Genomic DNA, 25,062 nt, shown 5'->3' on the forward strand with positions numbered 1-25,062 from the left:
GCACCCCCTGCCGGGGGTCGCCGGCCACCGCGGTCGTCTGTGCGGCACGGTCGGACCGGGGGCGGCGACGGTTTGCGGTACCGGGTCAGACTCGGTGCGGGGCAGCGGAGCCGGCCCGCGGCTCGCTACCATCACGCGTTCTCATCTTCGCCTGGAGCTGATCATGTCCACACCGCCGGTCGACCCCTGGTCCACGCAGCCGGAGCCCGGATCGTTCCCGCCCCCGCACCAGCCCCCGCCCGGGGACTGGCCGCCGGGCAGTCATCCGGGCGCCCAGCCGCCGCCGCAGGCGTGGCCGCAGGTCCCGCAGCAGGGCGGTCACCACGAGCCCACCCAGGCGTACGGGTACCCGCCCGCCCCGCAGCCCACCTCGCCGTACCCGGCGTACCAGCCGGGGCAGGCGGGGGTGCAGCCGCCGGTGTCGCCGGCCGGCTACCCGGGCGTGCAGCCGGCCGGGTATCCGGCGGTGCCGCCGGACGGCTTCGCCGGCGCCCCGGCGTACGGCCTGCCGCCCGCCCCGCCGCCGCAGAAGTCCCGGATGGGGTTGATCCTCTCGCTGGCCCTCGTCGGGCTGCTGGTGCTCTGCTTCGGCGGGGGCGGGCTGGCGTACGTGGCCCTCTCCGGCGACGACGAGAAGCCGGCTCCCACCCCCAGCCCGTCGCTGGGCGTCACGGCCAGCGCCGAGCCGGAGCCGAGCCCGTCGGAGTCCGAGGAAGAGGTCGAACCGGCCCCGGAGATCCGGCTGGTCACCCCGAAGACCCTCGCCGGCCGGGCGAAGAACACCGAGCCGCAGCTGCGTCGGATCGCCGACGAGATGGTCCGGGACATGAAGAGCGACGTCACCAACGAGACCGGCGCGGTGGGTGCCTTCTACGGCAGCGCCGCCAAGCGGAACATGGTGATGATCTCCGGCGTCTCCGGCCCGGTCCTCTTCCCGGAGAAGGAGCTCGACGACGCGATCAAGAGCCTCTCCACCTCCCTGTCGGTCAAGAAGGTCGCCTCGATCAGCCCCGGGCCGCTGGGCGGGGTGGCCAAGTGCGGCGACGGCAAGAGTTCCGGCATCGCGCTCGGCGTCTGCGTCTGGGCCGACGAGGGCAGCGTCGGCATGATCGTGATGTTCTTCTCCTCCGCGTCCAAGGCCAAGGCCGAGTTCGCCACCATCCGGGGCCAGGTCGAGAAGCGGTCCTGACGGACGGATCCGCAGGTCGGAGCGGCCGTGGCGTCCCCTGTGGACGACTGCGGCCGCCGCCACCGGACACCCCTGGCGCCCCGGTCGGGCGGGGTGGGACGGGACAGCGGGCGGGTGGTGGCCCGGCCTAAGATCACCCGTCCTCACCTGACGATCTGGAGCTGACCTGATGTCCCAGCCGCCGGCCAATCCCTATCCCTCGCAGCCGGACAACGGCGCGCCCTACGGTTCGTACCCGCCGCCGCAGCAGCCGGGTGGCCACCCGGCCCCGCCGCAGTCCGGCGACCACCCGCAGCAGCCGACCGTGTACCCCGCGCAGCCCGGCCAGCCGTACGGCAACCAGAGCGGCCCGCCGCAGAAGAAGAAGTCCAACGTGGGCAAGATCGTGCTGATCTCGCTCGCCGTGGTGCTGGTGCTCTGCCTGGGCGGTGCCGCGATCGCGTTCTTCGCCGTCAAGGACGAGGTCAAGGAGGGTGTCGAGGCCATCAACACCCGGGTCGTCGCGCCGGACACCCTCGCCGGCCGGGCCAAGTCCACCGACCCGGCGCTGACCGAGGGCGCCAAGCAGCTCGAGGCGGAGCTGAACAAGACCCTCCCGGACGCGACCAGCACCGCCGGCGCGTTCTACGGCACCCCCGCCAAGAAGGACCTGGTCATGGTCGCGGCCGCCTCCGGCCTGAACGCGGACCCGGAGAAGACCCTCGAGGACACCATCACCGGCGCGGGCCAGAGCGACGTCAAGATCGCGCAGATGAAGACCGTCGACGCCGGCCCGCTCGGCGGGGTGGCGAAGTGCGGCGACGCCGAGACCGCGAACGTGCCGCTGGGCGTCTGCGTGTGGAGCGACAAGGGCAGCCTCGGCATGATCATCGTCTACTTCAAGAGCGGGCAGGAGGCGGCGGCCGAACTGCCCGCCATGCGCGCGGCGATCGAGCAGAAGAACTGACCCGTACGGCGTGACCGGGGCCGGCGTCCACCTGGACGCCGGCCCCGTCCGTCAGCCGGCGGTGGCCGCCCGTTCGGCGGCGCTGCGCAGCACGCAGAACTCGTTGCCCTCCGGGTCGGCCAGCACCACCCAGCCGGAGCCGTCGGCCCGACGGTGGTCGGCCACCAGGACGGCGCCGACGCCGAGCAGCCGCTCGACCTCCTCGTCCCGGCTCCGGTCGGCGGGTTCGAGGTCCAGGTGCAGACGGTTCTTCACCGTCTTACCCTCCGGCACGGCCAGGAAGAGCACCTCCGGCCCGCCCGGCGGCAACAGCATCGCCTCCGGGTCACCCGGGAAGTCGTCCGGCTGGCGGGGGCACTCGAAGACCTGGGCCCAGAAGCCGGCCAGGGCGTACGTGTCGCGGCAGTCGATGCCGACGTTGTGGATCCGTGCACTCACGGTGGTTCCTCCGCAGATGGCTGGAAGCGCCCCGCGTGAGTGGGATGTCAGCGGCGGACCGGGCGGGGCGCGGTGATCGACATGGTGGACATGGGACCGCACCTCCTCTCGCCCGTCGGGCTGACTCCGGTGATCATGCCAGCGATCGTCCCTGTCGCACAAGGGGGCCCGCTCACGTCGCGGTGGTGGTGTCCGCCGCCGGCAACGTGACCGTCACCTCCAGACCCCCGCCGCGCTGGGCGACGACCTGCACGTTGCCGCCGTGCGCGTCGCAGACCGCCCGGACGATGGAGAGCCCCAACCCGGAGCCGCGGGCGCCGGTCCGCTCCCGGCCACCCCGCCGGAACGGCTCGAACAGCCCCGGCACGTCGGCCTGGTCCACCTCGAACCCGGTGTTGCGGACCACCAGCCAGGACGTCCGCCCGTCGGTGCCGGTACGCACCCAGAGCCGGCCGTGCAGGTGGTTGTAGCGCACGGCGTTCTCGATCAGGTTGCCGGCCAGCCGGTCGAGCAGACCCGGGTCGCCGACCACCGGGGCCGGCTTGAGCGAGGTCTGCACCCGCAGCCCGATCCGCTCCACCTCCCGGGACATCGCCGACAGCGCGTTGGCCGTACCGGCGGCCAAGTCGCACTCGGTGCGTCGGGCGAGCCCGCGCCCGGCCTGGGCCTCGCTGCGGGCCAGCACCAGCAGCGCGTCGACCAGTCCGTTGGCCCGTTCGGAGGCGTCGCGGACCACCGTGGCCATCCGGCGGTACTCGGCGGTGTCCGCCTCGCCGTCGCTGAGCGTCACGTCGATCTCGGTCCGCATCACCGCGAGCGGGGTACGCAGCTCGTGCGAGGCGTTGGCCACGAAGCGTCTCTGCGCCTCGAAGGCGGCGGTGATCCGGTCCAGCATCGCGTCGAAGGTGCGGGCCAACTCGGCGACCTCGTCGTCCGCCCCGGACCAGCCGATCCGCTGGTCCAGGGTGGCCTCGCCGAGCCGGCGGGCGGTGGCGGTGACCTGGTGCAGCGGACGCAGCGCCCGACCGGCCACCAGGTACGCCCCGGCGACCCCGACCACGCTGATCGCCAGCAGCGCAATCAACCCCTTGACCAGCAGTTCCTGCGAGGCGGCGTCGACCAGTTGCCGTTGCCACACGGCGGCGTCGAGGGACCGGCCGTCGGCCAGCAGCACGGTGGTGCCCGGGCGCAGCTCGTCGCTGGGACGCAACGCGTCGCGGACCAGCAGCCAGGCCAGCACCACCAGGATCGCGCCCGCGCCGACCAGCAGCACGCCGTTCAGCAGGGTCAGCCGCAGCCGCAACGTGGGACGTAGGCTCACGCCACCACCTCCGCCGTGCGGTAGCCGGCGCCGACCACCGTCTCGATCAGCTGCGGGTCGCCGAGCTTCTTGCGCAGGGTCATCACGGTCACCCGGACGATGGTGGTGAACGGGTCGGTGTTCGCGTCCCAGACCCGCTCCAACAGCTCCTCGCTGGAGACCACCGCGCCACGCGCCTTCACCAGCTCGCAGAGGACCCCGAACTCCTTGTTGGTCAGGTCCACCGGCACGCCGCCGCGGGTCACCACCCGACGGGCCGGGTCGATCACCACGTCGGCGACCGCCAGCACCGGCGGCGCGGCCGGGGTGGCCCGCCGGCCGAGCGCCTGCACCCGGGCGACCAGCTCGTCGAAGGCGAACGGCTTGGGCAGGTAGTCGTCCGCGCCGAGCCCCAACCCCTCCACCCGGTCGGCCACGCTGTCGCTGGCGGTCAGCATCAACACCCGGGTCAGCGTGCCGGAGGCGGCCAACTCGGCGCAGATCTGGTCGCCGTGCATGCCGGGCAGGTCCCGGTCCAGCACCACCACGTCGTACCGGGTGACGAAGGCCGCCTCGTGGCCGGCGTCGCCGTCGTACGCCACGTCGACCGCCATGCCGCGCTTGCGCAGCCCGCGCGCGATCGCGTCGGCGAGGTTCCGCTCGTCCTCGACCACCAGCACCCGCATCCCGACCTCCTCGCCGACCTGTCCGACAACCTAGCGCCGGCCGCCAAACCACCCTTCACGCACCGCCGCCGTTGCCGGCGCCGGCCGGGGTACGTCATGCTGCCGTCGTCGATCGTCGAGGACCGGAGGCGCCATGACCGGGCGGGACGTCGCCTACCGGGGGTTCCGGTTCACCGCCGGGGCCTGCCCGGGCACCGCCGACGGGGTGCGGGCCACCGCGCACGGGTTGACGCCGGCCGGCCGGCGACGGCCCGACCCGGACGGTAGTCGGCACGAGCGCGGCAGCTGGACCTCTCCCCCGGTCTCCGCCGGCTTCGGCGTACGCGAGATCGTGCCGTCGTGGACCGCGCGGACGCCGCCGGGCTGCTGGATCGAGGTGGAGGTGCGCGGCTGGCACGACGACGCCCCGGCCACCGGCTGGTACCGGCTGGCCCGGTGGGCCGAGGGCGAGGAGCCGGCCCACCGCTGTTCGGTGCCGGGCCAGCGGGACCCCGACGCCCACGTCGACACCGACACCCTGGTGGTGGACGCGGCGACGGTGACCGGCTGGCAGGTCCGGGTGACCCTGCTGCGCCCGTGGGGCGCGTCCGCGGGTCCCACGCTGCACACCGTCGGCGCGGTCGCCTCCGGCGCCCCGGAACCACCGTCCCGCCCGTCAGCCGACGGGACGGACGGCCCCGCACCCGGCCCGACAGGCACCCCCGCAGCAGGCCCGACGGACAGCCCCGCACCCGGCCCGACAGGCGCCCCCGCAGTCGGCCAGACAGCCAGCCCGACAGGCGCGCCGACAGAAAGCCCGGCAGCCGGCGTGCCGGCAGGGCCGGCAGGCAGCGGCGTGGGCGGGCCGGCGGCGGGGCGGGCCGGCGCGAGCGCCCGGGGCACGGTGCTGGACGTGCCGCGCTTCTCCCAGCGCCGGCACACCGGCGACGAGACGCGCTGGGGCGGCGGTGGGGACTCCTGGTGCAGCCCCACCTGCACCTCCATGGTGCTCGCCTGGTGGGGCGCCGGGCCGGCACCGCAGCGCTACGCCTGGGTCGACCCGCCCGGCCCCCGACCGGTGGTGGTGCACGCCGCCCGGCACTGCTACGACACCGCGTACGACGGGTGCGGCAACTGGTCCTTCAACACCGCGTACGCCGGGCTGCACGGGGTGGAGGCGTTCGTCACCCGGCTGCGCTCGCTGGTCGAGGCGGAGGCGTTCGTGGCCGCCGGGATCCCGCTGGTGCTCTCCGCCGCGTTCCGGGCCGGCGAGGTGCCCGGGCTGGACTACGACACCCGGGGGCACCTGATGGTGCTGGTCGGCTTCACCGACGCCGGTGACCCGGTGCTCAACGACCCGTACGCCCCCGACGACGAGTCGGTGCGCCGGACGGTCGACCGGGGCCGGTTCGAGGCGGCCTGGCAGGGCGGCAGCGGCGGGGCCGCGTACGTGATCCACCCGGCGTCGGTGGCGTTGCCCCCGCCGCCCGGGCAGGCCAACTGGTGATCAGCCGGCGAGCCGCCAGACGCCGTACTCGCCGCCGAGCATCCGGCACAGCAGCACCTCCCGCCCGGCCTGACAGTTGCCGGAGACGCCGGTGAGCAGGTCGCGGCGGTGGACCCGGCCCCCGGCGACGTCGAGCTCGCCGAGCACCAGCCGCCCCGTGCCGGCCGGGCGTACGGCGGTCAGCCGCCCGTCCGCCGGGTCCCAGCCGATCAGTTCCCAGATGCCGAGGTCGGCGGCGACCCGGCCGGTCGCCGCGTCGAGCACCGTGTAGGACTCATAGTTGCCGGCGGCCTGCTCGCTGACCAGCAGCCGGTCGCCCTGCGTGGTCAGCATCCGGCCCCAGCGGGTCACCCGCCACCGCGTCGCGCCGGTCGCCGGGTCGAGCGCGGTGATCCCGCCGGTCTGCCCGTGCGCGCAGATCAGCGCGCCGCAGGACTCGAAGTACCCCACCAGGCCGAGCCTGATCTCCCAGCGGCGGTCCAGCTCGGCCAACCCGTACGCGGTGACCAGCGCCGCGTTCTGCCGGACCATCAGCAGCAGGTCGCCGACCGGCTGAACGCGCTGCCAGACGGACAGTCCGTCGGGGCGCAGGTCCCGGCTGACCAGGCGCTGCCCGCTGCGGGCGTCCCAGACCTCCACCGGGCCGGCGGAGGGGTTGAGCACGATCCGGTCGAGACCGTCGGGGCGGAAGCGGAAGCTGGTGGCGTCCGGCAGCGTCGGCACCGACCAGCGGACCCGGCCGGTGGCGGGGTCGACCGCGCTGACCGTGCCCGATCCGTCCCGGACGCCGGCGTAGAGCAGCAGCGGGTCGCCGGTGCTGGCGAGGCTGCCCGGCAGGTCCCAGCGCGGCCGGCCGGTGGCCACGTCGAAGGCGTAGCTGCGGGCCGCCCCGTCCCGGGACGTGTCGGCGTTGACCACCACCACGTCGCCGACGACGTACGCCGACGCGGCGCCGACGCCGGTCGGCAGCGACAGGGACGCCCGCCACAGCGGGGTGAGCGGGCCGCGTCCCCGCGCCGGCACCGCGTACGCCGTCAACTCCCCCGCCGACCCCTCCGTCGGCGCGACGAGGAAGACCCGGTCACCGTGGACGAAAGCCGTCGTGGTGGGGGCCGTCGGCACGGTGAAGAAGGCCGGCCGGTCCGGTGCCGCGGCTCCGGCCAGCGTCAGCAGCGCGACCACCAGCACCGCGACGATGCGGGCCGGTCGCCCGACGGTCCGGGGCGGACGGTCGCGGGGGCCGGCCACCGGCTCCTCGCGCACGTCGCCCAGGTCGATGAGTGCCACGCCCCGACCTCCCCGCCTCCGCACCCACGCCGCCGCCCCACCGGCCGGCGGGGGCGACCCGTCACCGCCTGTACGATGGCCCGTCGTGGCTGTGCCGGTGGTAGATCCCTCGTTGAACCCGACGTCCGCGACGGACGCGGTCGAGCCCTCGGCGGCCGACCCGACACGGCGGCCCCGTCGGCGGCCGCGCCGGGCCGACGTCCTGGCCATCGGAGCCTATGTGCTGCTCGGCGTTTTCGTGTGCCTGAACTACTGGGTGGACGTGCAGCACCGGGTCTCGTCGCACCTGCCGACCGACCACAGCTGGTTCGAGTGGCTCTTCTCCCACGGCGCTTACTCGGTGCGTCACCTGGAGAACCCGCTGTTCAGCGCGCGGCAGAACGCCCCGGACGGGGTGAACATGATGGCCAACACCTCGCTGTTGGGCATGACCATCCCGCTGGCGCCGATCACCCTCCTCTTCGGACCCCAGGTGACGTACGCGCTCTACCTGGGCGGCGCGCTCGCCGCGACCGCGGCCACGTCGTACTGGATGCTCTCCCGGCACCTGGTGCGCTCGCGGGCGGCGGCGTTCGTCGGCGGCGCCTTCCTCGGCTTCGCCCCGGGCATCGTGCACCACGCCAACGGGCAGCCCAACTTCGTCTCCAACTTCCTGCTGCCGGTGATCGTGGCCCGGGTGCTGCGTCTGGGCCGGCCGGGCCGGTGGCGGCGCGACGGGGTGGTGCTCGGGCTGCTGGTGGCGTACCAGATCTTCATCAACGAGGAGATGCTGCTGCTCACCGCGTTGGCCTGCCTGGTCGTCGTGCTGGCGTACGTGGCGCAGCGGCCACGCGCGGCGCGGGAGCGGGCCGGCGGCTTCCTGGCCGCGCTCGGCCTCGGCGGCGGGATCGCCCTGGCGCTCACCGCCTACCCGATCTGGTGGCAGTTCAACGGCCCGCAGTCCTACCGCGGCCTGCAGGGCGGCGTCTTCCACAACTGGGGCGAGGACCTGATGGCCTTCGTCACCTTCGCCCGCGACACCGTCGCCGGTGACGAGGCGGTGGAGAAGACCATCGGCCTGACCGAGCAGAACACCTGGTTCGGCTGGCCGCTGGTGCTGGTGGCGCTCGCCGCGCTGGTGCTGCTGTGGCGGCGGTCGCTGGCCGCCCGGATCGCCGGTGTGCTGGTGGTGCTCTTCACCGTCGCGGCGATCGGCCCGAAGGTGCGCTTCGACGGCGTGGAGACCACCGTCGACGGCCCGTGGGCGTACATCCCCGACGACCTGCCGCTGGTGGAGATGATGATGCCGACCCGGCTCGCCCTGGTGGTGACCGCGGCGGTCGGCGTCCTGCTCGCGCTGGCCTGGGACGCGGCGGCGCGGTACGGCCGCAAACCGGCCCCGGCGCCGCGCGCCCCGGGAGACGACGCCGACCCGGCCGGCGGCGTCGGGGCGGGCCGGAGGCCGGTCCGACGCCGCTGGGTCCGGCCGGTCGGGTACGCGGCGGTCGCGCTCGCCGTGCTGCCGCTCTTCCCGCGCCCGCTGCCGGCGCAGCACGTGGACCCGCCGCCGCGCTTCATCACCGCCGGTGGCTGGCGGCCGTACGTCCCGCAGGGGCGCACGCTGGTTCCGGTGCCGATCCCGAGCAACGTGCACGGTCTGCCCACGCTGCGCTGGAGCGCGCTGACCGGGCACGAGTTCCCCGTGCCGGGCGGCTACTTCATCGGCCCGAACGAGAACGGGGAGGGCGTCTTCGGCGCACCGAACCGGCCGACCAGCACGCTCGTCTACGCCACCATGGACTCCGGCGAGGTCCCGGCGCTGACCGAGGAGAACCGCCGCCAGGCGGTGGAGGACCTGCGCTTCTGGAAGGCGTCGGTGGTGGTGCTCGGCGCCCATCCGCGCGAGGCGGTGCTCCGCGACCTGATGACCGGCCTGCTCGGGCCGGCGCAGCGGGTCGACGACGTGTGGCTGTGGGACGTGCGCCCGCTGGTCGGCTGAGCCCGCCCGCCGGGCCGGCCCGTCGCGGGACCGGCCCGAGCGGTGTCAGGAGGCGGTGGTCCGGGCCGAGAGCGGCCGGACGTCCCACACCCACACGTCCAGGTCCTTGCGGGCCGGCCCGACGAGCTGCTCGACGGTGCGCCGTAGCGGCTCGGCGTTGTGCTGGCGCAGCGGCAGGACCAGCACGGCGGCGTTCCAGTGCCGCAGCTCGTCCAGGCTGCGGCGGCGCTGCCGGTCGTCGAGCTTCGGGGTGCGTCCGGTGGTGGCGACCTCGTCGAGCAGGTCCCCGATCCCGCTGGGCCGGCCGCCGAAGCGTCCCGGGTCGCCGGTGTTGCCGTTGCGCGGGGCGAGGAAGTAGCCCCCGGGGATCTTGAAGTCGAGGTTGGTGGAGGCGGCCCAGCGCATGCCGTGGGTGTTGCCCATGCTCGGCACGGGCACCGGCACCAGGGTCTGCCCGGGGCCGACGTACTCCCGCCAGTGGCCGGCGGTGATGAAGTCCGGCACCGGCGGGCGGGTGGTCACCTTCAGCGGCATCGGCACGATCGGCAGCAGGGCGAGGATCAGTGCGCCGACCGTCACCGTCTTCGCGTGCCGCCACTCGGGGCCGCGCAGCGTCCAGGCCCGCTGCACGGCGAGCGCCAGCAGCATCCCGATCACCACGCTGGTGATCATGGCGAACCGGGTCGGCACCACCGCGTCGAGCAGCGGCAGCCGGACCAGCAGGTCCCAGGGGCCGGTGACGAGTTCCCGGTCCCACCAGGACACCCGCTCGCCGAGGGAGAGCAGCGCGAAGAAGAGCCCGGTGGCGGCGAGCGCCCGGACCAGCACCTCCCGGCGCAGCCAGATCACGATGCCGACGGCGAGCAGCGACAGGCTCCAGCCGAAGAAGGCGTTCTCCTCCGAGTAGTTCGGCGCCAGGTTGACGTTGGCCCGCTCGTGGCCGCCGAAGGTGGGCGAGCCGGGGGCGAAGAAGGCGGCGATGTCGTTGCCGTAGTCGCGGACCGCGTCGCTGAGCCCGTGGTACGCCATCGGCCCGGCGAACTGGATGTAGAGCGGGTACGCCAGCAGCGAGCCGGCGACCACCGTGCAGACCGGCAGCCCCTTGGCCAGTGGACGCCACGCCGCCGACCAGAGCGTCCGCCGCTGCGCCACCATCGCGACGAGGAAGACACCGCAGGCCAGCGCGGTGAAGAGCAGGATCTCCTCGTTGATGAACGCCTGCGCGGTGACCAGCAGGGCGAGCAGCACGCCGTCGCGGACCGGGCGGGTCGACCGGGTCAGCACCATGACCCGCCAGACGATGAACGGCAGCAGCCACTGGGAGATGATGTTGGGGTGCCAGTTGGCGTGCGACAGCATCGCCGGTGAGAACCCGCAGAACCAGGCGCCGACCGCGGCGGCCAGCCGGCGGCGCACGAGGTGCCGCGAGAAGACGTGGTACCAGGTCGCGGCGGTGCCGGCCAGGCCGAGGGTGACCAGCACCACGAAGGACACGGCCGGCCCGAAGAGCAGGGTGATCGGCACCATCGGGATGCCCAGCGCCAGCACCGCCGTGTTGGCCATCAGGTTGACGCCGTCGGGGTAGTTGAACTGGTCGGTGTAGAACGGGAAGTCCCCGTGCAGCACCACCCGCACCGAGTGGGCGAGGAAGAACTGCACCTGCGCCGGGTCACTGCTGTAGAGCGAGGCGACCCGACCGGCCGGGTCCACCCAGATCTGGCTGGTCACCCAGAACGCGGCCAGCAGGAACACCCCGTAGACCGCGAGGTCCTTGCGCCGCGCCGTCCAGCGCCAGCGCCGGGACCGCCCGGCCTGCGTCGCGCCGGCACGCTCCGCCCCCGCCGGCCCCTTCCCGGGTACGACCACCGTCCGGCCGCCACCGGCCGGCGCGTCGGTCGTCGGCTCCGCCTCGGGGCGGGCGGAACCGGGGGGCGCCTGCACGGGCGCCGGCCCGGCCGACGGCGCGAGGCCGGCGGAGGCCAGGAGGCCGGCGGACGGCGCGGGGCCGGGGGCGGCGGCGGAGGCCGTGGGGCCGCCTGCGGCGTCGCCGGCCGGGGTGCGGCCGACGGGGTTCGGGGCGGGGGCGTCCGTCGCCGGTGGCGGCGGCGCGGTGGCGGTGGCCGTCGCGCCGCGGCCGGGGCCGCCGAAGGCGTCGGGGTCCGGTGCGGATGCGCCACGGGGCTCGACAGACGTCACAGTCGGCGGAGTCTACCGGAGCCGAAAAATCAGACGAAATCCACGCGGGAGTCCCTTGTGGCCGGAGGTCGGCGGGGCGGACCAGCGCCGACCGGCCGCCGGCCGTTGCGTACCATGTGGGCTTCCGACATCGGCGAGGCGATCGGGGGCGTACAGGTGGCTTCAGTCCGCCGCCGCGGCACGACGGTCACCGCACTGCTCACGCTGGCGCTGACCGTGACCGCCTGCGGCCCGGTCGCCGAGCGTCAGGCCCGGGAGCTGCGGGTCGGCTACGACAGCCTGGACGGCACGCTGCGGGTGTGGCCGCCGCGCGGCTCGCTCGCCGGTGACGCCGCCACCACCGAGGCGGTGACCGAGGCGGTGCGCGCCTGGCGGTCCCCGATCGACGACCGGGCCCACCTGTCCTCCTCCGGCATCCTCTGGTCCGGCGAGGTGGACGGCGCCCGGCTGGCCCTGGTCGCCGCCGACGTGCCCGGTGAGGGGGCCTCCTGGCTGCTCCAGCTCACCGGCGCCGACGGCCGGTACGCGGTCGACCGGGCCACCGAGTACACCGACCCCGGGTATCTCGCCTACGCCGACGTACTCCCGGTGCACCTGGCCGACAGCCGCCGCTACCTGGTCTCGGGGCGGGTGGAGCGACTGCTCGGCCCGGACGGCCGGGCGCTGATGGTCACCGACGGACTGACCGGCCGGGTGCCGGTGCCGCAATGCGCGGCGGTGCCGGTGACGGCGACGCTGCGCGCCACCGAGTCGCTGCCGCGCGGCCGGGCCGCCGACCGGCTGCTCGACCTGGGCACCGCCACCACCGACCCGCGCTACCCGTTGGTCCGCGACGACACCGGCTCCGGCCGGCGGGCCCTGGACGGGCTGGACACCTGTGTCCTCGCCGGCGAGCAGGGGCCGTTCGGCAGCATTCCGCGCCGGATCGGCGACCGGGACGCGCCCGCCTCGGTGCCCGAGTCCTGGCCGGTGGAGAAGGTGGCCGTGCGGGGCATCGGCGAGATGGCGCTGGGTGGCGGCGATCCGGGCGACCTGGAGCAGCTCACCTGGGAGACCGCCGCCGGCACGGTGACCGCGGTGGTCTACCGTCCGGCCGGCGACGGTACGCCGGTGGTCTCCCCCGCCGACCGGTCGAACCCGCTGCAGACGTACGTGCTGCCGGTGCCCGGGCAGCCGCTGGTGGTGCTGACCTGGCGGGGCAACCGGGACTCCGCCCTGTCGGTGCCACCCGGCACGCCCCGCCTGGTGGACCGCCCCGGCCTGGTGGTGGTGCCGATGCCGGAGGCGAAGCAGACCTTCAGCCTGGCCACCGCCGAGAAGACCTACTACCGCTCCGTCGGCGGCCGCTGATCCCCACCACCTGATCACCGGGTCCTGGCGGACGCCCGGGGTCCTGGCGAGGTCGGAGTCCTGGCGGAGGCCGGCGTTGCCGGTCGGCAGGCCCGGCGGCGGCGCTGGATCCCCGGGGCCGGCCCGCCGCCACACGGCACAACCCTCTCAGGCCTCTGCGCAGCAGTGGATCGGAGGGGCTTGCCGGCGGTGCGGACCCCTCTGCGGGACGCTACCGACCTGATCGCACAGATGGATCAGGCCGAGCGGCAGGTGGTGACCGCTGGTCCACCGGTGCGATCAGGTCCGCGGCTGCCGCCTGCCCCTCGGTGTGCTCAGCAGCGACCGCCCGATCATGGGTGCGACCATCATCCTCAGCACCGCCCGATCATCGGTGCGATCAAGTCGGTAGCGTCCCCGCCCAACCCTCGACGCACCGGTGAGCGGCAGCCACTCGGAGGAGAAAGACTGCGACCGGCTCCTCAGAGCGTGTTTGAGAAGTTGTTGATCAGGTCCAGGTGAAGGTTCGGCTGGCTTGCTGTTGGGCCGGTGGCCGAGTACCGGCCGACATGAAGCCGTTGGATCCACCTTGATGGGGTGGGCCGCAGGGTGCGTGTCAGCCCAGTGCTTTGCGCAGCAGCGCCGTCAACTGGTCCTGTTCGTCGGGCGAGAGTCGTCCGACCGCCGTGCGGGCGAAGGTGAAGGCTGTTGCGAACCGGTGGTTGATCTCGTCTCCTCGGGGGGTTCGTGCGACGAGTCGTACGCGGCGGTCCTGGGGATGTGGTTCGCGGGTCACGAGGCCGAGCGCTTCGAGCCGCGCGACGATCTGGGTGATGTTGGAGGCATCGCAGCCGAGCTCCTCGGCCAAGGTGCCCATGCCGCGTCTCTCATCGAGTCGCCCGAGCACACATGCCTGTGCCGGGCTGAGCGACAGCTCGGCTGCGGCCGCCTCGTAGGCGCGGTCGTATACGTCGACCAGGTCGAACAAGGCGGCCTCGGCCTCGGACGAGGTGACTACGGGTCCGTTCGGCAGTGCCATGGCTCCCAGCCTAGAACAATTACTTGATTCACTCAAATAGCTGTGATCCAATGATCCTTAATTCACTCAAGCAATAAGGAGGGCCGATGGACGTGGACAGCAGAGTCGAGCGTGCAGCGGGCGGCGCGATCGTGGAGCCGCAGATGAACGCGGTCGCCCTTGACCGGTTCGGCGGAGTCGACGAGCTCTCGTCACGCCGGATGCCGCTCCCGGAGGTTGGCGACAACGACGTCCTCATCCGGGTGGAGTTCGCAGGGGTAGGGTCCTGGGACGCGGGCGAGCGAGAGGGGGACTACGACGGCATTTTCGGTGTCGCATCAACCTTCCCCTATATCCTCGGCTGGGACGCAGCGGGCACGGTGGCCGCGGTCGGACGCAACGTCACCCGGATCGACGTGGGCGAGCGTGTCTACGCTGCGACGATGCCGGTGCCGCGTGGCGGTTTCTACGCCGAGTACGGCGTCGTTGAGGCGGAGTTCGTGGCGCGCGTGCCTGACCGGTTGCCGACCGAACAGGCCGGCGCGATGGCTTGGGATGCCCTGACCGCACTGAGCGGCCTCGATCTGCTCGGCCTGCGGCCGGACCAGACGCTTATGGTCTTCGGGGCCAGCGGGGGTATCGGGCACATGGCCGTGCAGCTGGCGCGGCACAGCGGCATCCGGGTGTTGGCCGTGGCCTCTGGTGACGACGGTGTCGCCCTGGTCCGGCGGTTGGGGGCGGACGACGCCGTCGACGGCCGCAAAGACGATGTGTTGGCTGCGGCTTTCGAGTTCGCACCAGGCGGGCTTGATGCAGCTCTGGTCACCGTGGGAGGCGAAACTGCCGAACGGTCTCTTCGCGCGATCAAGAACTCCGGGCGGATCGCGTGGCCGAACGGTGTCCTGCCCGTGCCGGTAGCGTCGCCGGGCGCGACGCTGTCCCACTTCGATGGGGATCGAAGCCGCGCCGCGACCGATCGACTGAACGCGATCATCGAGGCGAGTTCCTTCGAGGTCCACGTCGCCCGGACCTTCCCCTTGGAGCAAGTCGGGGATGCGCATCGCGTCCTAAATGATCACTATGTCGGGAAGCTGGCCCTCAAGGTCGGATAGGACGCAACAAGCGGCTCGAGGCTCCGGCTGTCAACTGACGAAGCTTCGCGACTGCCGTCCGGTCCCCGTTATTCCCGTGCTGGTCTGGAACAACGGCGACTCTGGCGGCCCGTGAAGGTCGGTGAGCCATGCGGTCAGAGGGCCGGACGGTGAGCAGGAGTAGCTCCTTAACCAGGTCCCACTGGGCTTCGGTCAGATCGGACGGGTACCCACGGCGCGATGACAACTCGACACCCTGCCCGACCCGGCCGCCACGGTCACGCCACCACATCGTCCAGATAAGAACTTCTCAAACACGCTCTCAGCCGCCGCCCGATCCATCGATGCGATCAAGTCGGTAGCGACCGCACGGTCCCCATGGTCGAGCCGGCACGGCCTCTCGGTCCCGCGTGGCGACCGACGTCAGGCCCCGCACGGCGGAGCGGATGCTCGGTGCCCGGCGCGAACCGCCCGAGCCAGACCCGCCACCGCCCCATACCCGCCACCGCCCCAACCCGCCACCGCCCCAACCCGCCACCGCGCCGGACTCGCCATCGCGGCCGGATCGCCCGCCGGCGGCACGGACGCCGACGGGCGGCCCTGGGAGCACCAGGACCGCCCGTCGGGGAGGACCGTCACGGGCCGCCGGCGGCGTACACCGGCGGTCGGAGTCAGTTGGGGCTGGCGTCGCGGGCGGGCAGGCGGACCGGCTCGACCGGCTCGGCGTCCAGGCCGGAGATCCAGCCGGTGACGTCGCGGGCCACGTCCTGGGCGGTGAGCCGCAGGTCGGACAGGATCTGCGCGCGGGTGCCGTGCGGGTGCCAGTCGGCGGGGACGCCGAGGTCGCGCAGCGGGACCCGGACGTCGGCGTCCCGCATCGCCTGGGCGAGCGCGTCGCCGACACCGCCGACCCGGACGCCGTCCTCGACGGTCACCACGAGCCGGTGCGCGGTGGCCAGCTCGACCAGCTCGGCCGGGACCGGGCGGACCCAGCGCGGGTCGACGACGGTCACGCCGTAGCCCTGCTCGGCGAGGCGGGCGGCGACCTCCATGCCCAGGTGGCCGAAGGAGCCGACCGCGACCAGCAGCACGTCGGTACGCGCCGACTCGGCCAGCACGTCGACCGTGCCGACCCGGCGGACGGCCGGCAGGTCGGCGGCGACGGTGCCGGTCGGGAAACGGACGATGGTCGGGCCGTCGTCGACCGCCACCGCCTCGCGCAGCTCCTCGCGGAGGCTGGCGGCGTCGCGGGGCGCGGCGATGCGCAGGCCGGGCACCACGCCGAAGACGGACATGTCCCAGATGCCGTAGTGGCTCGGCCCGTCCGGGCCGGTGATGCCGGCGCGGTCCAGCACGAAGGTGACCGGCAGCTTGTGCATCGCCACGTCCAGCAGGACCTGGTCGAAGGCCCGGTTGAGGAAGGTGGCGTACACCGCCACCACCGGGTGCAGGCCGCCCATGGCCAGGCCGGCGGCGGAGGTGGCGGCGTGCTGCTCGGCGATGCCGACGTCGTACACCCGGTCGGGGTGCTTGCGGGCCAGGGTGGCGATGCCGGTGGGCTCGGCCATGGCGGCGGTGATGCCGACCACGTCGGGCCGGGAGTCGGCGATGGCGACCAGCTCGTCGGCGAAGACCTGGGTCCACTTCACCGACGGGGCGGCGAGCAGCTTGCCGGTCTCGGCGTCGAAGGCGCCCGGGCCGTGCAGGCAGTCCGCCTCGTCCTCCTCGGCCGGCCGGTAGCCGTAGCCCTTGCGGGTGACCGCGTGCACGATCACCGGCCCGCCGAAGTGCTTGGCGGCGCGCAGCGACGACTCGACGGCGGCGATGTCGTGCCCGTCGACCGGGCCGACGTACTTGATGCCGAGGTCCTCGAACATCGCCTGCGGGGCGACGGCGTCCTTGATGCCCTTCTTGACCGCGTGCAGCACCTCGTACATCGGCTTGCCGACGAACGGCGTGTTGCCGAGGGCGTCCTTGACGGTGTCGAGCACCTTCTCGTAGCCGGGGTTGAGCCGCAGCGAGGAGAGGTGGTCGGCGAGGCCGCCGATGGTCGGCGAGTACGACCGGCCATTGTCGTTGACCACGATGACCAACGGGTTGCCGGCGGTGGCGATGTTGTTCAGCGCCTCCCAGCACATGCCGCCGGTCAGCGCGCCGTCACCGACCACGGCGACCACGCTGCGCTGCTCGCCGCGCAGGGCGTACGCCTTGGCCAGCCCGTCGGCGTACGACAGGGCGGTGGAGGCGTGCGAGTTCTCGATCAGGTCGTGCTCGCTCTCGGCCTGGCTGGGGTAACCGGAGAGGCCACCGCGCTGGCGGAGCTTGTCGAAGCCCTCCTGCCGGCCGGTGAGGATCTTGTGCACGTACGCCTGGTGGCCGGTGTCGAACAGGAGCCGGTCCCGGGGAGAGTCGAAGACCCGGTGCATCGCCAGGGTCAGCTCCACCACACCGAGGTTGGGGCCGACGTGCCCGCCGGTGCGGGAGACCTTGGCGATCAGGAAGTCACGGATCTCGGCGGCGAGGATGTCCAGCTGCTCGGCGGTCATCCGCTTCACGTCCTGCGGACCACGCACCGTGCCCAGCAGCCGACCCTGGTTGGCCGTGCCCTCTTCAACACTCATGACGGAAGAGTCTATCGGCCGCCCGACACTCCGCAGCTCGGCCGTGGATCAACACAGTCTGCTCCCAGGGTTCACCGCTCGATGACCAGCCGCCGCGGCGGTGTCGCCGCGGCCGTCCCGTGCGGCGGGCCGGCCGGCGTCCACGAGCCCAGCACGGCGGCGTGCCGGGCACCGGTCACCGAGGGGACCGCTCCGGGCAGCCCGTGCCAGGAGAGCCAGCCGAGCAGGGCGAACGCGTACGCCTCCTTGGCCTGGGCCGGTACGCCCAGTTCGTCGGTGACGCGCAGCCGCCACCGGCCCCGCCCGAGCGCGACCAGCCGGCCCAGCAGTGTGGGATTGCGCACCCCGCCGCCCGCGGCGATGACCTCGGTCACCCGGTGCCGGTCGCACTCGGCGGCCACCGTCCGGGCGGTCAGCTCGGTCAGCGTGGCCAGCACGTCGTCCGGGGCGACCGCCTCGCCCAGGGCGGCCAGCCGCTCGTCGAGGTAGCCGGCGTGGAACAGCTCCTTGCCGGTCGACTTCGGCGGCGGCGCGGCGTAGTACGCCTCGGCGAGCAGCACCTCCAGCAGCCCGGGGTGCACCCGGCCGGCCGCCGCCCGGACCCCGTCGACGTCGCAGGGGCGGCCGAGGAAGCGCCGGGCCGCCGCGTCCAGCAGCGCGTTGGCCGGGCCCACGTCGTACCCGAGCACGGGCGCGCCCGGCGCGACCACGGTGAGGTTGGCGATGCCGCCCAGGTTGAGCGCCGCCCGCGGCCCGGCGGCCGGGTCGAGCAGCAGCGCGTCGAAGGCCGGGACGAGCGGCGCGCCCTGACCGCCGGCGGCGACGTCCGCCGAGCGCAGGTCCGCGAGCACCGGTACGCCCACCCGGGCGGCCACCCGGGCCGGCGCGCCGAGCTGGAGGGTGCCCCGGACGGTCCCGCCGTCGACCCAGTGGAAGACCGTCTGCCCGGGCGAGACGACCAGGTCGGCCTGCCCGCCGGCCAGTTCCACGCCGAGCGCGGCGGCGTCGGCGAAGACCTCGCCGAGGGCGTTGTCCAACCGGCAGACCGCCTCGATCGTGGTGGCCGCCGGGGGCAGCAGCGTCCCGATCCGCTCGCGCAGGGCGTCGTCGTAGCTGCGCTCCCGGTGCCCCAGCGGACGCATCCGCAGGGTGTCCCCGTCGGCGGTGAACTCGGCGGCGACCACGTCCACCCCGTCGTACGACGTCCCGGACATCAACCCGACGATCTTCATCGGGCCAGGCTAGTCACTGCTCCGGCGGCAGGAACAGCCCGACCAGCTCGACGTGCTGGGTCATCGGGAACAGGTCGTACCCGCGCAACGCGGTGAGCCGCCAGCCCGCTTCGGCGAAGGTGCGCACGTCGCGGGCGAAGGCGGCCGGATCGCAGGCCACGTACGCCACCGCGCGCGGCCCGGCCGCCACCACGTCCCGCACCACCGCCGCGCCCGCGCCGGAGCGGGGCGGGTCGAGCACCACCAGGTCGACCGGGCCTGTGATCCGGCGGCGGGCCAGCGCGGTCTCCACCCGGGCCGCGACCACCTCCACCCGGGGCAGGTCGGCCAGGTTCTCCCGGGCGGCGGCCACGGCCTGCGCGGACGACTCGACCAGGGTGACCCGGGCGTCCGGGCCGACCCGCCCGGCGAGCGCGGCGGCGAACAGCCCGGCCCCGCCGTAGAGGTCCCAGGCCGACTCGCCCGCACGGGGGTCGAGCAGGTCGAGGACGGCCGCCACCAGGGTGTCGGCGGCGGCGGGGTGGACCTGCCAGAAGCCGGCGGCGGGCAGCTCCCAGTCCCGGCCGGCGGCGACCTCGCGGACGGTCCGCGGCCCGCTGACCGTGGTGGCCACCCCGTCGGTGACGGCGGCGACGCTGACGTCCCCGCCGGTGCTGGCGACCGTCTCCACCGCCTCGGCGTCCGGCCAGCGCGCGCCCGAGCCGGTGAGCACCGGCAGTTCCTGGATGGCCGGGTGGGCGATCAGGCAGCGGTCGATCGGGACGACCTCGTGCGAGCGGTGCTTGAGCAGCCCGGCCCGGCCGGCCGCGTCGACCGCGTACCGGACCCGGGAGCGCCAGCCGAGCGGCCCGCCGGGCAGCGCCTCGACGGTCACGCCGAGCGCGTCCACCTCGGCGTCGGTGAGCCGGCCGAGGCGGGTGAGCTGTTCGCGCACCACGTCGGTCTTCCAGGCGAGCTGGGCGGCGGGGGCGACGTGTTGCAGGTCGCAGCCGCCGCAGCGGCCCGGCTTCGCGTACGGGCAGGGCGGCTCGACCCGGTCCGGGGACGCCTGGAGGATCTCGACGGCGTCGGCGCGGGCGAAGCCCTTGTGCAGCTCGGTCACCTCGGCGAGCACCCGCTCGCCGGGCAGCGCGTGCCGGACGAAGACCACCTGGCCGTCGACCCGGGCCACGCAGTGCCCGCCGGGGGCGACCGCGCCGACGGTCAGCTCGACCCGCTCGGCCTCCTCCAGCGTCCGCCGCTCCTGTTCGACCGGCGTCGCCCCGGCGCCGGGTTCGGGGCGGCCCGCGCCGCGTCCGGCGGTCACGGGCGGTCCCCGGTGCTCGGGCCGCTCTCGCCGGGCGGGGCGGAGGTCACCGGCGGGACGCTGGGCGGCAGGGTGCTGCGCGGCGCCACCCGGGGACCCCGGGCCGGGGTGCGGCTCAGCGTCTCGTCCAGCCGGTCGAGGTTCTTGTTGGCGGTGGAGGCGAGCTGCCACGGGACGCTGGTGACCATGACGCCGGGCTCGAAGAGCAGGCGTCCCTTGAGCCGCAGCGCGCTCTGGTTGTGCAACAGGTTCTCCCACCAGTGTCCGACGACGTACTCGGGGATGAAGACGGTGACCACGTCGCGCGGCGACTCGCGCCGGGTGTTGGCGACGAAGTTGAGGATCGGCCGGGTGATCTCCCGGTACGGCGAGTCGACCACGGTCAGCGGGACGGGCAGCTCGCGCCGCTCCCACTCCTCCTGGAGCTGGCGGGTGTCCTTGTCGTCGACGTTGACGGTGACCGCGGTCAGCGTGTCCGGCCGGGTGGCCCGGGCGTACGCGATGGCCCGCAGGGTCGGCTGATGCAGCTTGCTGACCAGCACGATCGCGTGGTTGCGGGCGGGCAGCACGCCGCGGACCTCGGTCGGCTCCAACTCCTCGGCGACCCGGTCGTAGTGCCGCCGGATGGCCAGCATGAGCAGGTAGATCACCGCCATCGCGGCGATCGCGATCCACGCGCCGAGCAGGAACTTGGTGACCAGCACGACGATCAGCACGGCGCCGGTCATCGCCATGCCGAACGTGTTGATCGCCCGGGAGCGGATCATCCGCCGCCGCGCCTCGGGGTTGCGCTCGGTGCGCAGGTGCCGGTTCCAGTGCCGGATCATGCCGGCCTGCGACAGCGTGAAGGAGACGAACACCCCGACGATGTAGAGCTGGATGAGCTTGGTGACCTCGGCCTGGAAGGCGACGATCAGCACGATCGCGAAGACGGCGAGGAAGACGATGCCGTTGGAGAAGGCCAGCCGGTCGCCCCGGGTGTGCAGCTGACGGGGCAGGTAGCGGTCCTGGGCCAGGATCGAGCCGAGCACCGGGAAGCCGTTGAACGCGGTGTTCGCGGCCAGGAAGAGGATCAACGCGGTCGCCCCGGCCACCACGAACAGCAGCACCGAGCCGGAGCCGAAGACGGTCTCGCCGAGCTGGGTGGTGACGGTCTTCTGCACGTACCCGTCGGGGCCGGAGATGATCTGCAGCTTCGGGTCCTCGACGAACTGCAGGCCGGTCAGCCGGGACAGCCAGATGATGCCGACCAGCATGCTCACCGCGATGGTGCCGAGCAGCAGCAGGGTGGTGGCCGCGTTCCTGCTCTTGGGGGCCTTGAACGCGGGCACGCCGTTGGAGATGGCCTCCACGCCGGTGAGCGCCGCGCAGCCGGAGGAGAAGGTGCGCAGCAGCAGGAAGACCAGCGCGAGGCCGGTCACGCTGTGCTCGGCCTGGATCTCCAGCCCGGCGCTGGGGGCCCGCAGGTCGTGACCGAGCACGAAGACCCGGATCAGCCCGGTGAGGATCATCCCGCCGATCACGATGATGAAGCCGTAGGTGGGGATCGCGAACGCGGTGCCGGACTCGCGCAGGCCGCGCAGGTTCATCGCGGTGAGCAGCACCACCGCGATCACCGCGATGAGCACCTTGTGGGTGGCCACGAAGGGCACCACCGAGCCGAGGTTCGCCACCCCGGAGGAGACCGACACCGCGACGGTCAGCACGTAGTCGACGAGCAGCGCGCTGCCCACCGCCAGCCCCGCCCGGGGCCCCAGGTTGACCGTGGCCACCTCGTAGTCGCCGCCGCCGGAGGGGTACGCGTGCACGTTCTGCCGGTAGCTGGCGACCACGGTGAGCATCACCACGACGACCGCGAGCGCGATCCACGGGGAGAAGAAGTACGCCGACGCCCCGGCGATGGAGAGCGTCAGCAGGATCTCGTCCGGGGCGTACGCGACGCTGGAGAGGGCGTCGGAGGCGAACACCGGCAGGGCGATGCGCTTGGGCAGGAGGGTGTGCCGCAGCCGGTCGGACCGGAACGGTCGACCGACGAGGAGTCGCTTCAGCAGCGAGGTGGGACTGGCCACAAGCGCTAAGGGTACGACCACCAGGGTCGAGGGGTCGGGGGTGCCTGATCACGTCCGTCCGGCTCCGCGCGGTACCGTTCGATCCCCCGCCGGCGCGCCGGACGTGGCAGGCTCGCAATCGACGCCGCCCGCCGTCGACGGGTGGCACCAGGGAGGGACACCGTGCATGTCGTGATCATGGGCTGTGGTCGGGTCGGCTCGACCCTCGCGCACAGCCTGGAGTCCCGGGGGCACTCGGTGGCGGTGATCGACCAGGACGCCGACGCGTTCCGCCGCCTCGGCCCCGACTTCGGCGGCATCACCGTGACGGGGGCCGGTTTCGACGGCGAGGTGCTGCGCCAGGCCGGCATCGAGCGGGCGGACGCCTTCGCCGCGGTCTCCAGCGGCGACAACTCCAACATCATCTCCGCCCGGCTTGCCCGTGAGACGTTCGGTGTCTCCCGGGTGGCGGCCCGCATCTACGACCAGCGTCGCGCGCAGGTCTACGAGCGGCTGGGCATCCCGACCGTGGCCACCGTGCGGTGGACGGCCGACCGGATGGTGCGGCACCTCGTCCCCGAGGGCAACGTGGAGATCTTCCGCGACCCGACCAGCACGGTCTCGATCATCGAGGTGCCGGTGCACAAGGACTGGGTGGGACGGCCGCTGCGCCAGTTGGAGGCGGCGGCCGGGGCGCGGGTGGCGTACCTCACCCGGTTCGGCATCGGCACGCTGCCCAACGGGTCCACCGTCGTGCAGGAGGGCGACCAGCTGTACGTGCTGGTCACCGACGACATCGCCGCCTCGGTCACCGCGGTGGCCGCGACGCCGCCCGAAGGAGGGCACTGAGCCATGCGGATCGCCATCGCGGGCGCCGGCAACGTGGGCCGCTCGATCGCACAGGAGCTGATCGACAACGGCCACCAGGTGATGCTGATCGAGCGCCAGCCCCGGATGCTCCGCCCCGACCGGGTGCCCGCCGCCGACTGGGTGCTGGCCGACGCCTGCGAGCTGGCCAGCCTGGAGGAGGCCGACGTCGCCGGCTGCGACGTGGTGGTCGCGGCCACCGGCGACGACAAGGTCAACCTGGTGGTGTCGCTGCTGGCCAAGACCGAGTTCGCGGTGCCCCGGGTGGTCGCCCGGGTCAACCGCGCCGAGAACGAGTGGCTCTTCACCGAGCAGTGGGGCGTCGACGTGGCGGTGAGCAAGCCACGGGTGATGGCCGCCCTGGTCGAGGAGGCGGTCACCGTCGGCGACCTGGTCCGGCTGATGACCTTCCGCCAGGGTGAGGCGAACCTCGTCGAGATCACCCTGCCGCCGACCGCGCCCTACGTCGGGCAGCCGATCCACGCGGTGCCGATCCCCCGGGACGCGGCCCTGGTGGCGATCCTGCGCGGCAAGCGGGTGCTGGTGCCCAGCCCGGACGACCCGATCGAGGCCGGCGACGAGCTGATCTTCGTGTGCACCGCCGAGGTGGAGGACGACGTCCGCGCGGTCATCCTCGGCCCGGACAGCGTCGAGCGGACCCGCAACAACAGGTGAGCCGCGGTCGGTGGCCGGCTGTCGCCCGCGCCCCTGGGAGGCCGGTGGGCGTCCGGCCGGCTCAGGCGCCGGGCAGGGGCTGCGGCGCGGTCTGCCGGGTCACCCGGCGAACCGTCCACACCGTGATCAGCAGCAGCAGCGCGTACGGCGGGTAGCCCAACGCCAGCCGGGCCACGCCCAGCGCGGTGTCCTGGTGGGCCAGGTAGAGCCCGGCCTGCACGCCCACCTTGGCCAGCCACACCACGCCCCAGAGCACGGTGAGCCGGGTGAAGGTGCGCACCAGCACCGGGTCGTCACGCCACTCCGAGCGCCCCTTGGCGACCAGCACCGACCAGATCCAGCCGACGATCGGCTGCCGGATCGCCGCCGAGACCAGCAGCGCCACCCCGTACGCGATGCCGTAGAGGATGCCGGGGAGGTAGAAGTCCCGCTCGTCGCCGGTACGCCAGGCGATGGCGGCGCCGACGGCGATGCCGAAGAGCCCGTTGACCGCGTGCCGGATCGGGCGGCGCTGGGCCAGCCGGACGCCGGCGATCGCCACCGCCACCGCCACCGAGGCGATCACCGCGGGGCGCAGCTCTCCGATGATGTTGGCCAGCACGAAGACGACCACGGGGATGCTGGACTCGACCAGCCCCCGCCAGCCGCCGAGCTGGTCGGCCATCTGCTCGGCGATGCTGGGCAGCCGCTCGTCGTCCATCGCGTCGGTGCGCGGCTCGGCGCCGGGGTGCTGTCCGGTCGTCACTTCGGCGACTCCAGCTCGTAGTACGGGTTGTAGATGACCTTGCGGTCGTCGCGGACGGCCATCCGGCCCCGGGCGGTCAGGTGTCGACCGGGCTCGATGCCGGCGATGTGCCGGCGCCCCAGCCAGACCAGAGTCACCACGCCGCTGCCGTCGTAGAGGTCCGCCTCCAGCGTCGGCAGGTTGGTCCGTGGGGTGTAGACCACGGTACGCAGCCGCCCGGCGACCGACACCACCTCACCCCGGCAGCACTGCCGGGCCGGCGTGCCGCCGGACTCGGCGCTCTCCCGCTGGAGTTCCTGCGCCTCGATCTCGGCCTCGCTCGCGGTGAGCCGGCGCAGGATCCGCCGCAGCGACCCTCGGCCCTGGTCGGTCGACATGACCTCCGCGTCACCCTCTCCACGCCGGCCGGGACGCCCCGGCACTGGTCCGGCCCGGGGATGCCGGGACCGTCCCGCCAGCGTACGCCGGTTCGGCCCGGGTGCGGGTCGGGCGTCCGGCGCGGGAGGTGTCCGGCGGCCGGCGAACCGCCCGGCCGGCGGGCGCGTACGAGCAGAGAGCTGCCCCGACACGACCGGGCCCGACGCCGTCGGTGGACGACGCCGGGCCCGGTGACGATCGTGCGGG

At 73.7% G+C, this 25,062-nt stretch carries 20 protein-coding genes; 8 read left to right on the forward strand and 12 right to left on the reverse strand.

The annotated features are described in order from the left end of the window. Window positions 1–163: 163 nt before the first annotated feature. Both ACPFP2_RS20515 and ACPFP2_RS20520 read left to right on the forward strand, forming a co-directional pair. Entirely contained in the window at window positions 164–1,189 is a 1,026-nt protein-coding gene (locus ACPFP2_RS20515; protein ID WP_424090783.1) for a hypothetical protein, read from the forward strand. Between the two features lie 169 nt (window positions 1,190–1,358). Beyond that, the gene (locus ACPFP2_RS20520) at window positions 1,359–2,135 is read left to right on the forward strand and encodes a hypothetical protein (RefSeq protein ID WP_424090784.1); all 777 of its coding nucleotides are present in this window, start codon (window positions 1,359–1,361) and stop codon (window positions 2,133–2,135) included. 51 nt (window positions 2,136–2,186) lie between these two features. Here ACPFP2_RS20520 and ACPFP2_RS20525 read toward each other — a convergent pair whose 3' ends face one another. The 3 genes from ACPFP2_RS20525 to ACPFP2_RS20535 form a co-directional block, all read right to left on the reverse strand. Then, on the reverse strand, window positions 2,187–2,573 hold the full coding sequence (locus ACPFP2_RS20525) for a VOC family protein (RefSeq protein WP_424090785.1): 387 nt from the start codon (window positions 2,571–2,573) through the stop codon (window positions 2,187–2,189). A gap of 172 nt (window positions 2,574–2,745) precedes the next feature. Further along, window positions 2,746–3,894 carry a sensor histidine kinase gene (locus ACPFP2_RS20530; protein ID WP_424090786.1) on the reverse strand — a complete coding sequence of 383 codons (1,149 nt, stop codon included), beginning with the start codon at window positions 3,892–3,894 and terminating at the stop codon, window positions 2,746–2,748. Next, complete coding sequence (locus tag ACPFP2_RS20535; protein ID WP_424090787.1) at window positions 3,891–4,559, reverse strand: response regulator transcription factor; 669 nt, start codon at window positions 4,557–4,559, stop codon at window positions 3,891–3,893. The genes ACPFP2_RS20530 and ACPFP2_RS20535 overlap by 4 nt, the downstream gene beginning before the upstream one ends. Before the next feature lie 133 nt (window positions 4,560–4,692). On the opposite strand from ACPFP2_RS20535, the gene ACPFP2_RS20540 reads away from it, so the two are divergent. Continuing rightward, a complete protein-coding gene (locus tag ACPFP2_RS20540) occupies window positions 4,693–6,045 on the forward strand; it encodes a C39 family peptidase (RefSeq protein WP_424090788.1) in 1,353 nt (450 codons plus the stop codon). Here the strand turns inward: ACPFP2_RS20540 and ACPFP2_RS20545 are convergent, their stop codons facing one another. Then, entirely contained in the window at window positions 6,046–7,332 is a 1,287-nt protein-coding gene (locus ACPFP2_RS20545) for a PQQ-binding-like beta-propeller repeat protein (RefSeq protein ID WP_424090789.1), read from the reverse strand. Window positions 7,333–7,417: 85 nt separating this feature from the next. Between ACPFP2_RS20545 and ACPFP2_RS20550 the strand changes: the two genes are divergently transcribed. Continuing rightward, window positions 7,418–9,310: a hypothetical protein gene (locus tag ACPFP2_RS20550; RefSeq protein WP_424090790.1), complete on the forward strand. Its 1,893-nt coding sequence runs from the start codon at window positions 7,418–7,420 to the stop codon at window positions 9,308–9,310. A gap of 45 nt (window positions 9,311–9,355) precedes the next feature. Here ACPFP2_RS20550 and ACPFP2_RS20555 read toward each other — a convergent pair whose 3' ends face one another. Next, window positions 9,356–11,251 (reverse strand): hypothetical protein, encoded by a 1,896-nt coding sequence (locus ACPFP2_RS20555; RefSeq protein WP_424090826.1) that lies wholly within the window; start codon window positions 11,249–11,251, stop codon window positions 9,356–9,358. A gap of 411 nt (window positions 11,252–11,662) precedes the next feature. Here ACPFP2_RS20555 and ACPFP2_RS20560 point away from each other — a divergent pair, with 411 nt between their 5' ends. Next, a complete protein-coding gene (locus ACPFP2_RS20560; protein ID WP_424090827.1) occupies window positions 11,663–12,856 on the forward strand; it encodes a hypothetical protein in 1,194 nt (397 codons plus the stop codon). A 595-nt stretch (window positions 12,857–13,451) separates the two neighbouring features. Here ACPFP2_RS20560 and ACPFP2_RS20565 read toward each other — a convergent pair. After that, on the reverse strand, window positions 13,452–13,874 hold the full coding sequence (locus tag ACPFP2_RS20565; RefSeq protein WP_424090791.1) for a MarR family winged helix-turn-helix transcriptional regulator: 423 nt from the start codon (window positions 13,872–13,874) through the stop codon (window positions 13,452–13,454). A gap of 86 nt (window positions 13,875–13,960) precedes the next feature. Here ACPFP2_RS20565 and ACPFP2_RS20570 point away from each other — a divergent pair, with 86 nt between their 5' ends. Continuing rightward, on the forward strand, window positions 13,961–14,965 hold the full coding sequence (locus tag ACPFP2_RS20570; protein WP_424090792.1) for a quinone oxidoreductase family protein: 1,005 nt from the start codon (window positions 13,961–13,963) through the stop codon (window positions 14,963–14,965). Between the two features lie 650 nt (window positions 14,966–15,615). Here ACPFP2_RS20570 and dxs read toward each other — a convergent pair. The 4 genes from dxs to ACPFP2_RS20590 all read right to left on the reverse strand — a co-directional run bounded on the left by dxs (window position 15,616) and on the right by ACPFP2_RS20590 (window position 22,172). After that, the gene (gene dxs, locus ACPFP2_RS20575; protein ID WP_424090793.1) at window positions 15,616–17,565 is read right to left on the reverse strand and encodes a 1-deoxy-D-xylulose-5-phosphate synthase; all 1,950 of its coding nucleotides are present in this window, start codon (window positions 17,563–17,565) and stop codon (window positions 15,616–15,618) included. A 71-nt stretch (window positions 17,566–17,636) separates the two neighbouring features. After that, window positions 17,637–18,797: an anhydro-N-acetylmuramic acid kinase gene (locus ACPFP2_RS20580; protein WP_424090794.1), complete on the reverse strand. Its 1,161-nt coding sequence runs from the start codon at window positions 18,795–18,797 to the stop codon at window positions 17,637–17,639. 13 nt (window positions 18,798–18,810) lie between these two features. Next, a complete protein-coding gene (locus ACPFP2_RS20585) occupies window positions 18,811–20,028 on the reverse strand; it encodes a class I SAM-dependent RNA methyltransferase (RefSeq protein ID WP_424090828.1) in 1,218 nt (405 codons plus the stop codon). Window positions 20,029–20,099: 71 nt separating this feature from the next. Further along, window positions 20,100–22,172 (reverse strand): APC family permease, encoded by a 2,073-nt coding sequence (locus ACPFP2_RS20590; RefSeq protein WP_424090795.1) that lies wholly within the window; start codon window positions 22,170–22,172, stop codon window positions 20,100–20,102. 162 nt (window positions 22,173–22,334) lie between these two features. Between ACPFP2_RS20590 and ACPFP2_RS20595 the strand changes: the two genes are divergently transcribed. Both ACPFP2_RS20595 and ACPFP2_RS20600 read left to right on the forward strand, forming a co-directional pair. Then, the gene (locus ACPFP2_RS20595) at window positions 22,335–23,000 is read left to right on the forward strand and encodes a potassium channel family protein (RefSeq protein WP_424090796.1); all 666 of its coding nucleotides are present in this window, start codon (window positions 22,335–22,337) and stop codon (window positions 22,998–23,000) included. A 3-nt stretch (window positions 23,001–23,003) separates the two neighbouring features. After that, window positions 23,004–23,693 carry a potassium channel family protein gene (locus ACPFP2_RS20600; RefSeq protein WP_424090797.1) on the forward strand — a complete coding sequence of 230 codons (690 nt, stop codon included), beginning with the start codon at window positions 23,004–23,006 and terminating at the stop codon, window positions 23,691–23,693. 61 nt (window positions 23,694–23,754) lie between these two features. On the opposite strand, the gene ACPFP2_RS20605 is transcribed toward ACPFP2_RS20600, so the two are convergent. Together ACPFP2_RS20605 and ACPFP2_RS20610 are read right to left on the reverse strand one after the other, a co-directional pair. Continuing rightward, the gene (locus ACPFP2_RS20605) at window positions 23,755–24,438 is read right to left on the reverse strand and encodes a DUF3159 domain-containing protein (protein ID WP_424090798.1); all 684 of its coding nucleotides are present in this window, start codon (window positions 24,436–24,438) and stop codon (window positions 23,755–23,757) included. After that, on the reverse strand, window positions 24,435–24,815 hold the full coding sequence (locus tag ACPFP2_RS20610) for an OB-fold nucleic acid binding domain-containing protein (RefSeq protein WP_424090799.1): 381 nt from the start codon (window positions 24,813–24,815) through the stop codon (window positions 24,435–24,437). Before ACPFP2_RS20610 ends, ACPFP2_RS20605 begins: the two co-directional genes overlap by 4 nt. Window positions 24,816–25,062 lie beyond the last annotated feature (247 nt).

This window comes from Micromonospora citrea, from assembly GCF_049629545.1.
Taxonomy (GTDB): Bacteria; Actinomycetota; Actinomycetes; order Mycobacteriales; family Micromonosporaceae; genus Micromonospora; species Micromonospora citrea_A.

Coding starts and splice junctions, on each gene's coding strand:
- ACPFP2_RS20515 (WP_424090783.1), top strand. CDS start 164: ATGTCCACACCGCCGGTCGACCCCTGGTCCACGCAGCCGGAGCCCGGA.
- ACPFP2_RS20520 (WP_424090784.1), top strand. CDS start 1,359: ATGTCCCAGCCGCCGGCCAATCCCTATCCCTCGCAGCCGGACAACGGC.
- ACPFP2_RS20535 (WP_424090787.1), bottom strand. CDS start 4,559: ATGCGGGTGCTGGTGGTCGAGGACGAGCGGAACCTCGCCGACGCGATC.
- ACPFP2_RS20540 (WP_424090788.1), top strand. CDS start 4,693: ATGACCGGGCGGGACGTCGCCTACCGGGGGTTCCGGTTCACCGCCGGG.
- ACPFP2_RS20565 (WP_424090791.1), bottom strand. CDS start 13,874: ATGGCACTGCCGAACGGACCCGTAGTCACCTCGTCCGAGGCCGAGGCC.
- ACPFP2_RS20570 (WP_424090792.1), top strand. CDS start 13,961: ATGGACGTGGACAGCAGAGTCGAGCGTGCAGCGGGCGGCGCGATCGTG.
- dxs (WP_424090793.1), bottom strand. CDS start 17,565: ATGAGTGTTGAAGAGGGCACGGCCAACCAGGGTCGGCTGCTGGGCACG.
- ACPFP2_RS20580 (WP_424090794.1), bottom strand. CDS start 18,797: ATGAAGATCGTCGGGTTGATGTCCGGGACGTCGTACGACGGGGTGGAC.
- ACPFP2_RS20600 (WP_424090797.1), top strand. CDS start 23,004: ATGCGGATCGCCATCGCGGGCGCCGGCAACGTGGGCCGCTCGATCGCA.
- ACPFP2_RS20610 (WP_424090799.1), bottom strand. CDS start 24,815: ATGTCGACCGACCAGGGCCGAGGGTCGCTGCGGCGGATCCTGCGCCGG.